Below are 12,890 nucleotides of genomic sequence, written 5' to 3' on the forward strand. Positions count from 1 at the left end.
AGGAGACATGACCGACACGAAGGAATGGACGTTCCCGGCCTCGTTCGGGCAGGAGCGGATCTGGCTGTCGAACCAGCTCGACCCCGCCTCGCCGGTATACAACCTGCCGTGCCAGGTGCGGCAGGACCTGCCGCTCACCGAGTCGCAGTGGCGGGCCGCGATCGGCGTGATCGTCGGCCGGCACGAGGCACTGCGCACCGCGTTCCGGATGGCAGATGGCGCGCTCGTCCAGGTCGTGCACGAGCACGTCCCGATCGAGCCGGAGGTGCACGACCTGCGTGACCTCCCGGCCGACGAGCGTGAACCGCGCGCCGCCGAGCTGGCCCAGGCGATCGCCCGCCGCCCGATCCCCCTCGACACCGCGCCGCCGTGGCGGGCCCAGCTGTGCCGCCTGGCCGACACCGACTGGCTGCTCACCTTCGTCGTGCACCACACGGTGTTCGACGCCGGGTCCGTGCCGGTGCTGTCGAGCGAGCTGAACGAGGCCTGTGACGCCGTCGCCGAAGGGCGGCTGCCGAAGCTGCCCGACCTCGCCATCCAGTACCCGGACTACTCGGCCTGGCAGCGCGGCCAGCTGCCGCTGGTGCGCGCCCAGCTGGCGTACTGGCGCGAGCGGCTGGCCGGGCTCCCGCCCGTGCACAGCCTGCCCACCGACCGGCCGCGGCCCGCCGAGTTCGGGTTCGTCGGCGACCAGGTCGACTTCGACCTGCCCGCCGGCCTGCTCGCGCAGGCCGGCGCGGTCGGCCGGGAGCTGTCGGCGTCGCCGTTCATGGTGCTGCTGGCCGGGTACACCGCGCTGCTGTCGCGGCTGTCCGGGCAGGACGACGTCGTGGTCGGGGTGCCGGTCGCCGGGCGCGACCTGCCGGAGCTGGCGCCGCTGATCGGGATGTTCGTCAACCAGCTGGCCATCCGCGTCGACTGCGGTGGCGACCCGTCGTTCGCCGACCTGGTCGGCCGGGTCCGCACGGCGGTGCTGGACGCGATCGAGCACGGCCGGGTGCCGTTCCAGTTGGTCGCCGACGCGGTCCGCCCGGAGCGTGACCCGGCGGTGCAGGCGCTCTACCAGATCGGCTTCAACTTCATCCCCGACTCGGGCCTCGAGCCGGTCCGCTACGCCACCGCCAAGGACGACGTCGCGATCGACCTCACCGCGGTCGACGGCCGCCTGCTCTACCGCACCGACCTGTTCGACCGGGCCACGGCCGAGTCCATGGTGGCCCGGTTCCTGGGCCTGCTCTCGGCGGCGGTCGCTGATCCCGCGACACCGGTGGCGGACCTGCCGCTGCTCTCGGACGCCGAGCGCGTCCAGGTGCTGGAGTGGAGCGGAACGTCCACTTCGGACGCTCCGCCGGTCGTCGCGCGCTTCGAGGAGCAGGTGACGCAGACCCCGGACGCGGTGGCGGTCGACCTGGGCGGCGTGCGCCTGACGTACGCCGAGCTGAACGCGCGGGCCAACCGCGTCGCGCACCGCCTCGGCACCGGTGGTGTGGTCGGCGTGTGCGCGCCGAACTCGGCCGACCTGGTCGTGGGCATCCTGGGCGCGCTGAAGAGCGGCGCCGCCTACGTTCCGTTCGACCCGGCCAACCCGGCGCAGCGGCAGGCCCTGGTCCTGGCCGACGCCGGGGCTCGCGTCGTGCTCACCAGCGGCGTCACCCTCGACGCCGAGACCCTGGACCTGAGCGACCCGGCGGTGTGGGCGGACTCGTCCGCGGAGAACCCGCCCGCGCCGGACGGCATCGCCTACGTCATCTACACGTCCGGCTCGACCGGGCGCCCCAAGGGCGTCCAGGTCGGGCACCGCGCCCTCGCCACTTACCTGGCCTGGGCGCGCGAGGCGTACCCGAGCCTGAGCGGCCGGGCGCTGCTGCACACGTCGGCGTCGTTCGACCTGACCGTGACGACGCTGCTCGGCCCGCTCACCGCCGGCGGGTCCATTGTGGACTCCGGTCGGCCGGACTTCGTCAAGGCGACGCCGACGCACCTCGCCGTGCTGCCGGAGGAGTCCTATCCCACCGGTGACCTGGTGCTCGGCGGCGAGGCACTGATGGGCGAGGTCGTGCACCAGTTCGCCGCGACCGTCACCAACGAGTACGGGCCGACCGAGGCCACTGTCGGCTGCGTCGCCCACCGGCTCGACGGTCCGGTCGACGGCCCGGTGCCGATCGGCCGCCCGGTCCCCGGCACCCGCGTCTACGTGCTCGACGACCGGCTGCGGCCGGTCCCGCCGGGCGTCGCGGGCCGGCTCCACCTGGCCGGCGCGCAGCTCGCCGACGGCTACCTCGGCCTGCCCGAGCTGACCGCGGAACGCTTCCCGGACGGCCCGTTCGGCCGGATGTACAACACCGGCGACCTCGCCCGCTGGCGCCGTGACGGCACCCTCGAGTACCTCGGCCGCACCGACGACCAGGTCAAGCTGCGCGGTTACCGCATCGAGCCCGGCGAGGTCGAAGCCGCGCTCCGGCAACTGCCGGACGTTCGGGACGCGGCCGTCGCCGTCCGCGAAGGCACCCTGGTCGGGTACGTCGTCGGCACGGCCGAAGGTGCGGCGGAGGCGTTGCGGGCGAGCCTGCCGGAGTACCTGGTGCCCACGCTGTTCGTCACCCTGGACGCCCTGCCGGTCGCGGCCAGCGGCAAGCTCGACCGCGCCGCGCTGCCGGATCCGCAGCTCGGCGCGGAGACGGAGTACGTCGCCCCGAGCACCGCGGCCGAAGAGCTGGTCGCCGAGGTGCTCGGCGAACTCCTGGGCGTCGAGAAGCTCGGGGTGCACGACGACTTCTTCGCCCACGGTGGCAACTCGCTGCTGGCCATCCGCGCGATGGCCCGGATCCGCAAGCAGGTCGGCGTCGAACTGCCGGTGCGCGGGCTCTTCTCGTTCACCACGGTGGCGGGCCTCGCCGCCGAGGTCGAACGGCGCCTGGAAGAAGACCTCGACCAGCTCAGCGACGAAGAGGTCCGGGCCCAGCTGGCCGAAAGCGAGCAGGCGTGACGACGATCGACGAGACCAGCAGCGCCGCCGCCCGCCGGGCCCTGCTGGAACGACGGCTGCGCCGGCGCGCCGGACCGGCCGCGACCATCACCCCGCGTCCGGACGGCGACCCGGTCCCGCTGTCCTACCAGCAGGAACGCGTCTGGTTCATGGAGCAGTTCGCGCCCGGGACCACGTCGTACAACATCCCGATCCCGATCCGCCTCACCGGCCGCGTCGATCAGCGGCAGCTGCAGGCCGCCCTCGACGCCCTCCCGGTCCGGCACGAGGCGTTGCGGATGCGGTTCCCGGCGGGGGAGGACGGGCAGCCGTCCGTGCGCCTCGAACCGGTCGCCACCGTGCCGCTGTCCCTTGTGGACGCCGGTGACGAGGAAGTCGCGCGGGCCGCGGTCGACGCCGCCGCGGCCGAGCCGTTCGACCTGGTCGACGGCCCGCTGCTGCGCGCCACCTTGGTCCGGATCAGCGACGACGAGCACCTCCTCGCGGTCTGCACGTACCACATCGTCGGCGACGGCTGGTCGGTCGACCTGCTGCTGCGCGACCTCGCCGCGCACTACCACGGCACCGCCGCCGGCCTGCCCGCGCTGACCATCGGCTACGGCGACTTCGCGCACTGGCAACGCCGGACGCTCACCGGCACCGAACTCGACCGGCAGCTGGACCACTGGCAGGAGACCCTCCGCGGCGTCGAGCCCCTGGAGCTGCCGACGGACCGGCCGCGCCCGGCGACCCAGACGTTCGACGGCGCCATCCACGAGTTCTTCGTCGAGAAGGACCTGGCCCGGGCACTCGGCGAGCTGAGCCGCGAACACGGCGTCACGCTCTTCATGACGCTCCTCGCGGCTTACCAGCTGCTGCTCTCGCGGTACTCCGGGCAGGAAGACTTCGCGGTCGGGTCGTCGTCGGCCGGGCGCGGGCTGCCCGAGCTGGAAGGCGTCATCGGCATGTTTATCAACATGCTGCCGCTGCGCGCCCAGCTGGCCGGCGACCCGAGCTTCGCCGAGCTGCTGGACCGGACCCGGCGGCACGTGCTCGACGCGTTCGACCACGCCGACGTCCCCTTCGAACGCCTGGTCAACGCCCTGGGCGTGCCGCGGGACGTCAGCCGCTCGCCGGTGTTCCAGGCGATGTTCGCGCTGCAGAACTACGAGATGGGCCGGATGGCCGCGGCGGGTGAGTCCGCAGTGGACTTCCGCTGGCTGCCGATGGACCTGCCCGCCACCCGGTTCGACTTCGAGTTCCACGCGATCGAGATCGAGTCCGGCCTGATCGGCAAGTTCGTCCACAACACCGCGCTGTTCGCCGCGGAGACCGTCGCCGGGATGGCCGACCGCCTGGTGACGCTGCTGCGCTCGATCGTCGCCGACCCGACGCGGGCGGTGTCCGAACTGGATCTCCTGGGTGACCAGCGGGACCTGGTGCTGAACCGGTGGAACGACACGGCGGGGGAGATCCCGACGGGCACGCTCCACGGCCTGGTCGAGGCGCAGGTCGCCCGGACGCCGGACGCGCCCGCGCTGACCTTCCGCGACGAGTCCCTGTCCTACCGGGAACTGGACGCGCGCGCCAACCGCGTCGCGCACCGCCTGCGTGAGCTGGGCGTCGGCCCGGGCGCGCTGGTCGGCGTCTTCGCGAACCGGTCGTTCGAGCTGGTCGCGGGCCTGCTGGGGGTGCTGAAGGCGGGCGGTGCGTACGTTCCCCTCGACCCGGAGTACCCGGCCGACCGGCTCGCGTTCATGCTCGACGACGCGGCCGCGCCGGTGGTCCTGACCCAGGCCGCGCTGCGCGACACCCTGCCGCCCGGCGACGCGACCGTCGTCGTCCTCGACGATCTGACCGGCCCCGAGTCCACACTGGACGCGCTAGCCGGGCCGGATGATCCGGCGTACGTCATCTACACCTCGGGCTCCACCGGACGGCCGAAGGGCGTGCCGAACGGCCACCGCGGCATCGTCAACCGCCTCGACTGGATGCAACGCGCCTACGGCCTCGACGGCACGGACGCGGTCCTGCAGAAGACCCCGGCGAGCTTCGACGTCTCGGTCTGGGAGTTCTTCTGGCCGCTCACCGCCGGCGCCCGGCTGGTGCTGGCCGAGCCGGGCGGCCACAAGGACGCGGCGTACCTGCGTGACCTGCTGGTTTCCGAGCGCATCACGACCGCCCACTTCGTGCCGTCGATGCTGACGCTGTTCCTCGCGGAGCCGGAGATCGACGCGGTGACGTCGTTGCGTCGCGTGGTCTGCAGCGGTGAGGAACTGCCCTTGGTCACGGCCCGGGAGTTCACCACCCGGCTGCCGCACTGCGAACTCCACAACCTCTACGGTCCGACCGAAGCCGCGATCGACGTCACGGCGTGGCACTGCACGCCCGAGGCGCTGGCCGACGTCGCGTCGGTGCCCATCGGCGCGCCGATCCGGAACCTGCGGATCTACGTCCTCGACCAGCGCGGAAACCCGTGCCCGGTCGGCGTCCCCGGCGAACTGCACATCGCCGGTGTCGGCCTGGCGCTCGGTTACCACAACCGGCCCGAGCTGACGGCCGAGAAGTTCGTCCCGGATCCGTTCCACAGTGGACGGATGTACCGCACCGGCGACCTCGCCTGCTGGCGCCCGGACGGCACGGTCGCCTTCCTCGGCCGCATCGACCACCAGGTCAAGCTCCGCGGCCTGCGCATCGAACTGGGCGAGATCGAGACGGCCCTGCGCGAGCAGGACGGCGTCCGCGACGCGGTGGTGCTCGTCCGCGAGGACACGCCGGGGGACAAGCGCCTGGTCGGGTACGTCGTCGGTGACGTGGACGCCGGGGCGCTGCGGACGGCGTTGAAACTCACCCTGCCGGACTACATGGTCCCGCCGTCGTTCGTCACCCTCGACGAGCTTCCGTTGACGCCCAACGGAAAACTCGACCGCAAGGCCCTGCCCGCGCCGGTCACGAGCTGCGACGCGAGCACGGAACTCGTCGCCCCTTCGACACCCCTGGAGATCCTCCTCGCGGACATCTGGCGGGACGTCCTCAAGGTCGACGAACTGGGCGTCGACGACGACTTCTTCGACCTCGGCGGCCACTCGATGCTGGCCACCCAGGTCGTCGCGCGGATCGCGAAGGCCGGGCACCAAGCAGGCGTGATGGACCTGTTCCAGCACCGGACCATCCGGGAGCTGGCGGCGTTCCTCGACGGGGACCGCGACGACTCCGGGCACCTGCTGTACGAGCTGACCAAGCCCGTCAAACAGCGGACGCTCACCTACGTCTGCTTCCCCTACGGCGGCGGCAGCGCGATCGTCTACCAGCCCCTCGCCGACGCGCTGCCCGACGGGTATTCGCTGTACTCGGTGGCGATCCCGGGCCACGACGTCGGCCTGACCGAGGAGGCCGTGCCGTTCGACGACCTGGTCGAGCGGCTGGCCGACGAGGTCCTCGAGCGGATCGACGGTCCGCTGGCCATCTACGGCCATTGCGGCGTCGGCAACGCGCTCGCCGTCGGCGTCGCCCGCCGGCTGGAGGAACGCGGCCGCGAGCTGGAGGTCGTCCACATCGGCGCGATCTTCCCGTTCGCGCGGATCAAGGGCGCGGTCGGCACCCTGCGCACGAAGCTGGAGAAGCTGCGCAGCAACCGGTACTACGCGGACTGGCTCAAGGGCATGGGCGTCGACACCGAGGAGCTCGACCCCGACCAGGCCGACCGGATCATCAGCAACATGCGCGCCGACAGCCGCGCGGCCGAGGAGTACTTCAGCGGCCTGCTCGACGCCCGCGTCGCCAAGCTGCGCGCGCCGATCATCTCGGTCGTCGGCTCGGAGGACCCGGTCACCGACTACTACGCCGAGCGCTACCGCGAGTGGGAGTTCCTCACCGACCGCACCGCCCTGGTCGTGCTGGACCAGGCCGGGCACTTCTTCCTCCGCTACCGCGCGGACGAGCTGGCCGAGATCATCACCCGCGTCCACCCCGCGCTGGACGACCCCGGCGACCTGCACGTCGCGAAGCGGGGCGAGGACGCGGGCTGGGCGGTGCACGACACGCATACGGCCGACGTGGACGAGAAGCCCCTGGTGCCGCCGAGCATGGCCCGGTTCGTCACGGTCACCATCGGCCAGCTCGTCTCCTCGACGGGTTCGGCGCTGACGTCGTTCGCGGTGCCGATCTGGCTCTACACCCGCACCGGCTCGGTCACCGACCTCGGCCTCCTCTGGGCCCTCGCGCTGATGTGCGGAGTCCTGATCCTGCCGGTGGCCGGCGCCCTGGTCGACCGGGGCGACCGCCGGAAGATCATGATCGCGGCCAGCGCGATCGCCGGGCTCATCCAGCTCGCGCTCGCGTTGCTGCTCGTCGCGGACAACCTGCAGCTCTGGTTCATCTACGTGCTGATCCCGCTCGGGTCGGTCGCGGGGTCGCTGCAGCGCATCGCCTACCAGTCGTCGGTCGCCCAGCTCGTGCCCAAGCAGTACCTCGGCCACGCGATGGGCCTCGCCCAGCTGTCCAACGGCTTCGCGCAGCTGCTCATGCCGGTGATCGCCGCCGGCCTGCTGGCCGCGATCCAGCTGTCCGGGATCTTGGTCCTCGACATGGTGAGCTACGCCTTCGCCGTCGTCAGCCTGCTGTTCGTCCGGTTCCCCGACCTGCTCGGCTGGCGCCCGCGCGAACCGCTGCTGACGGCGATCGCGGGCGGGCTGAAGTACTCGTGGAACCACCGCGGCTTCCGCACCATGCTGCTGTACTTCGCGCTGGCCAACGTCTTCCTGGCGCCCGCGCTGGTCCTCGTCTCGCCGCTGGTGCTCTCGTTCGGCACGGTCACCGATGTCGCGCAGGTCGCGCTGGCCGAGGCCGTCGGAGCCGTGGTCGGCGGCATCGGGATGGCGTTGTGGGGCGGGCCGCGCAAGCGGCGGATGGTCGGGGTGCTCGCGGGCAACGTCGGCATCGCGCTCGGCTGCCTGGTGATGGGCCTGCGTCCGTCGCTGATCGTGGTCGCCGCCGGGGTGTTCCTGCTGGCCGCCGCGATGGCCGTGTCCCAGGGCATCTACGCGACGCTCGTGCAGGTCAAGGTGCCGCAGCGCTACCACGGCCGGGTGTTCGCGATCAACCAGACGATCACCTGGTCCACCCTGCCGATCGGCTTCGCGGTGCTGGCGCCGCTGGCCGTCGGCTGGTTCTCGCCGCTGCTGGCTCCCGGCGGTGCGCTCGCCGGGTCGGTCGGCTCGGTGCTCGGCACCGGCGAAGGCCGTGGGGTCGGGCTCGTGTACGTCGTCTACGCGCTGATCCTGCTGCTGATCAACATCGGCGGGTTCGCCGTCAAGCTGCTGCGCCGGTTCGACACCGAGGTGCCGGACTCGCTGCCGGACGACCTGGTCGGCGCGCAGGTGCGGGAGCGGAAGCTCGCGGGGAAGGAGGCGGCGTGAGTGTCGTGGTGCTGATCAGGGAGGCGCGCGGGCACTGGGTCGGCGAGGTCGCCGCCGCGGTGCACGCGGCCGGCCACCGCGCGGTCCTGCTCGCCCCGCCGGTGGACGCGGCGGAGCGGACGTCGCTCGCCGCGCTGGTGGACGACGTGGTGGCTGTCGACGACGTCTACGACGCCGAAGCCGTCGCCGCGAAGATCCGGGAGATCACGTCCGCGCCCGCGGCGGTGCTCACCGGCTCCGACGGAGCGATCGAGAGCACCGCCCGGGTCGCCGAGCTGCTCGGCGTGGCGCGTGGCCCGGCGTCGGCGTTCACCCGGTGCGCCAGCAAGTACGCCGTCCGGGAAGCCCTCGCGGCGGCCGGGCTGCCCGGACCGGGGTTCGCGCTGATCTCGTCGGCCACGGAGGCCGCTGACGTGGCCTCGCAGGTGGGCCTTCCGGCGATCGTCAAGCCGGTCAACGGCGCGGGCAGCAACCTCGTGCGCACGGTGTCCACAGTGGACGATCTGGCCGCGGCGTACGAGCTGCTGGCGTTACGGCTGCCCGAGTCCGCCGACCCGCGCTACCACCGCGCGCTGGGCGCGCTGGACCCGGCGAAGACGTTCCTCGTGGAAGGGTTCCTGCGCGGCCCGGAGTACGCCGTCGACGTGCTGATCCGCGACGGCGTCCCCGAGCCGGTCGAGATCCTCGACAAGCCGTTGATCGACGAGCGCAAGTTCGAGCTGGTCCTGTCCTGCCCGCCCGCCGGGCTCACCGACGAGCGGGCCGCGCTGGTCAGCGAGGCGGCGTCCGCCGCCGTGACAGCGCTGGGCCTGGACAACACGGTCGCGCACGTCGAGATCATCGACGACGAGCGGCGCGGCCCGACGATCGTCGAGGTCAACGCGGGCCGCCCGGCGGGCTCGATCATGCCGCTGCTGGCCAAGCTGCGGACCGGCGTCGACGTCTTCGCGGAGCTGACGGCCTTGGCCCTCGGCGCGCCGCCGCCCGCGCGGGAACCGGCGAAACTGCCGATCCCGCTGGGCATGCTGATCCTCTACGCCACCGGCTCCGGCACGCTGACCGGCATCGGCGGGCTCGACGAGGTCGCCGCGCTGCCCGAGGTCGTCGACGTCGTCACCACGGTCTCGCCCGGCCAGGTGCTGACCGACGAGCAGGAGACGTACGCGGTGAACCTGGTCGTCGCCGGGTTCGCCGGCCACGACGACCTCGTGGCGCTGCACGCCGAGGCGAGCAAGCTGATCCGGCTGGAGGTCTCGTGAAGACCGCGTTCGTCGTCCGCGAGACCCGCGGGCACTGGATCCAGGACGTCGTCGCGGCCGTGCGCCGGGAGGGCTTCCGGGCCGAACTGGTCACCGAGGCCCTGGACGACGCCGAGCGCGCCGAGCTGACGTCGATCGTCGACGGTTTTGTCATCGTCGACGACGTCCGGGACGCGCCGGCGGTCGCCGAGGCTATCCGGGCACTCGACCCGGAACCCGGGGGCGTGCTCACCGCAGCCGAAGGGATCATCGCGAGCACCGCCCGGGTGGCCGAGCTACTTAGCGTCGCTCGCTGCCCGGCCGACGTCTTCGTCGTGGCGCACAACAAGTTCGCCGTCCGGAAGGCCCTGGCCGAGGCGGGGTTGCCCGGCCCGCCGTGCGCGCTGTTCGCCGACCCGGCCGACACCGCGAAGATCGCCGAAACGGTCGGGCTCCCGGCGATCGTCAAGCCGGTCAACGGCGCGGCCAGCACCCTGGTCCGCACGGTGTCCACAGTGGACGAACTGGCCGCGGCCCACGACCTGCTCGCGACCCGGCTGCCGCGGTCGCCGGACGCGCGTTACCACCGGACCCTGCCCGGAGCGATCGATCCGCTGCGGGTCTTCCTGGTCGAGGGCCTGCTGGAAGGTCCCGAATACGCGGTGGACGTGCTGATCCGCGACGGCGTCGCGGAGGCCGTCGGGATCGTGGACAAAACGCTGATCGACGAGCGCAAGTTCGAGCTGGGCATGGTCTGCCCGCCGCTCGACCTGCCCGAGGACCGTGCGGCGGCGATCAAGGCAGCCGTGCTCGACGCCGTCCGCGCGCTGGGCCTCGACAACACCTGCGCGCACGTCGAGATCATCGACGACGCGCTGCGCGGCCCGACCGTCGTCGAGGTGAACGCCGGCCGCCCGGCCGGCGGCGCGCAGCCCGCCCTGCTGAAGCTGGCCACCGGCATCGACGTCACCGCCGAGGCCGTCTCGCTCGCCCTCGGCACCCCGCCGCCCGCGCGCGGCCGCGGCCTGCCGGTGCCGGTGGGCTACCTGGTCGTCTACGCCGACGGCGCCGGCCGGCTGGTGCGCGTCACCGGCACCGACGATGTCGCCGACCTGCCCGAAGTCCTCGAAGTCGTCACCATCGTCACGCCCGGCCAGGTGCTCAGCGGCGATCAGGAGGTCTACGCCGTCAACATCTTCGCCGCCGGGTTCGCCGACGCCGACGACCTGGCCGCACTGCACGCCGAGGCCACCAAGCTGATCCGCATCGAACTGGAGGAGTCATGACCGCCGATCTCGCGGCGCCGCTGGGGCAGCTCGAAGGCAACGAGCACACCCGCATCGCCGTCCACCAGGTGCCCGACCTCGCCTGGGTCGAGGCGCACCTGCCGCAGCTGCAGACGCACCTGCGGGACCACGGCGCGATCCTGCTGCGCGGCCTGCCCGTCGACCTCGACCTGTTCAACCAGGTCACCGAGACGATCGGCGGCGCGCTGCTCACCTACACCGAGCGCTCGACGCCGCGCTCGGCGGTGGCCGGGAACATCTACACCTCGACGGAGTACCCGCCCGCCGAGTCGATCCCGATGCACAACGAGAACTCCTACTCGGCACACTGGCCGGCGCGGCTGTTCTTCCTGTGCGACACCCCGGCCGCGACCGGCGGGGCCACGCCGATCGCGGACAGCCGGGCGATGTTCCGGTTGCTGCCCCAGGACCTCCGCGACCGGTTCTCCGGCGGCGTCGTCTACACCCGGGCGTTCCGCGAGGGCCTCGGGCTCACCTGGCAGGAGGCGTTCCAGACCGACGATCGCGCGGTCGTCGAGGAGTACTGCGCCCGCAACGGCCAGACCCTGGAGTGGACCGACGAAGGCCTGCGCACCCGGCACGTCCGGCCGTCCTTTGTGGACGAGCCGCACACGGGCGAGACCGTGTGGTTCAACCAGGCCAATCTCTTCCACGTCTCCAGCCTCGGCGAGGAGGTCAGCGAGGCGCTGCTGGAGCTGTACCCGGAGGCCGACCTGCCGCGCAACGCCTACTTCGCCGACGGCAGCCCGATCCCGGTCGCCGACCTGGAAAAGATCCGTGAAATCTACGACGAGGTGAGCTACGCCTTCCCGTGGCAAGCCGGCGACGTGATGGTGGTCAACAACATGCTGGCGGCCCACGGCCGCGAGCCGTTCACCGGCAAGCGCCGCATCCTCGTCGCGATGACCGGATGACCGCGGCTTCCGCCCGGCCGGTGGTGGTCCTGCTGGCCCACCCCCGGCCGGGCAGCTTCAACCACGCGCTCGCCGACCGGGTGCGGGCCGCGCTGGCCGCGGCCGGACGGCCGGTGCGGTTCCACGACCTGTACGCCGAAGGCTTCAACCCCGTGCTCACCGCGGAAGAGGCCTACACCAGCGGGACCCGCGCCGAAGACTTCCTCGCCGCCGAACCGGATCCGCTGGTCCGCCGCCACCGCGAGGAACTGCGCGACGCCGCCGGGCTCATCGCGATCCACCCGAACTGGTGGGGCAAACCGCCGGCGATCCTGAGCGGCTGGCTCGACCGGATCCTGGTCCCCGGCGTGGCCTACCGGCTCGACGACGCGGGCGGCGCCCCCGAGTCGTTGCTCGCCTTGGAGCACCTGTTCGTCGTCAACACCTCCGACACCCCCGAGGACCGCGAGCGGACCCTGTTCGGCGACCCGCTCGACGCGATCTGGCGCCGCTGCCTCGCGCCCTACCTCGGCGAGCCGGCGGTCACCCGGCTGGTGCTGCGGGTGGTCGCGGACGCCGGCGCGGACCGTCGCGCGGGGTGGCTGGACGACGTCGAAGGCGAGGTCACGCGGCTGTTCGGTGGTCGCTGACCGGTTCCGGCCAATTCCGGTGAAGACCTTGAGCGGCTTTCGCGCGGCGTGCGACTCTCGGGCCGTCCGGCAACCGGATTCACCGAGGGGGAACCGTGGGCAAACTCGAGCGTATGGCCGAAGAACGTCGTCGTCGGCAGGGGAGCACGCCGGAAGCGCCGGCCGGCCGGCAGTGGGGCACTTGCGTCAGCGTCCGGGAAACCGGTGACCGGCGCCGCCGGGTCGCCCGCGTGCTGCTGGCGAGCGGGCTGGTGATCACCGCCTACCTGCCGCTGAGCGTGGTCACGCCCGCGGTCGACGCACCGGTGCTGGTCCAGACCAACGCGATCGGTGACGGGCCCAAGGGCGACTCGGTCGTCGTGTCGGCCGGCGGCGACCAGTCGGGCCACGGCACCATCGTCGTGTCCTGACGGTGGCCGA

7 protein-coding genes are annotated in these 12,890 nt (G+C 72.4%); all 7 read left to right on the plus strand.

What is annotated here, in order from left to right; all coding sequences use genetic code 11:
• The first annotated feature begins 7 nt into the window (after positions 1-7).
• The 7 genes from OG570_RS34035 to OG570_RS34065 all read left to right on the plus strand — a co-directional run bounded on the left by OG570_RS34035 (position 8) and on the right by OG570_RS34065 (position 12,880).
• Positions 8-2,986, plus strand: coding sequence for a non-ribosomal peptide synthetase (locus tag OG570_RS34035; protein WP_326953090.1), 2,979 nt, complete (start codon positions 8-10; stop codon positions 2,984-2,986).
• Positions 2,983-8,382 carry a non-ribosomal peptide synthetase/MFS transporter gene (locus OG570_RS34040; protein ID WP_326953091.1) on the plus strand — a complete coding sequence of 1,800 codons (5,400 nt, stop codon included), beginning with the start codon at positions 2,983-2,985 and terminating at the stop codon, positions 8,380-8,382. Before OG570_RS34035 ends, OG570_RS34040 begins: the two co-directional genes overlap by 4 nt.
• Positions 8,379-9,641: an ATP-grasp domain-containing protein gene (locus OG570_RS34045; RefSeq protein WP_326953092.1), complete on the plus strand. Its 1,263-nt coding sequence runs from the start codon at positions 8,379-8,381 to the stop codon at positions 9,639-9,641. The genes OG570_RS34040 and OG570_RS34045 overlap by 4 nt, the downstream gene beginning before the upstream one ends.
• Complete coding sequence (locus OG570_RS34050) at positions 9,638-10,906, plus strand: ATP-grasp domain-containing protein (protein WP_326953093.1); 1,269 nt, start codon at positions 9,638-9,640, stop codon at positions 10,904-10,906. Before OG570_RS34045 ends, OG570_RS34050 begins: the two co-directional genes overlap by 4 nt.
• A complete protein-coding gene (locus tag OG570_RS34055; RefSeq protein WP_326953094.1) occupies positions 10,903-11,841 on the plus strand; it encodes a TauD/TfdA family dioxygenase in 939 nt (312 codons plus the stop codon). Before OG570_RS34050 ends, OG570_RS34055 begins: the two co-directional genes overlap by 4 nt.
• Entirely contained in the window at positions 11,838-12,470 is a 633-nt protein-coding gene (locus OG570_RS34060; RefSeq protein ID WP_326953095.1) for an NAD(P)H-dependent oxidoreductase, read from the plus strand. Before OG570_RS34055 ends, OG570_RS34060 begins: the two co-directional genes overlap by 4 nt.
• 113 nt (positions 12,471-12,583) lie before the next feature.
• Entirely contained in the window at positions 12,584-12,880 is a 297-nt protein-coding gene (locus tag OG570_RS34065; RefSeq protein WP_326949868.1) for a hypothetical protein, read from the plus strand.
• The last annotated feature ends 10 nt before the right edge of the window (positions 12,881-12,890 follow it).

This window comes from Amycolatopsis sp. NBC_01286, from assembly GCF_035982555.1.
GTDB lineage: Bacteria > Actinomycetota > Actinomycetes > Mycobacteriales > Pseudonocardiaceae > Amycolatopsis.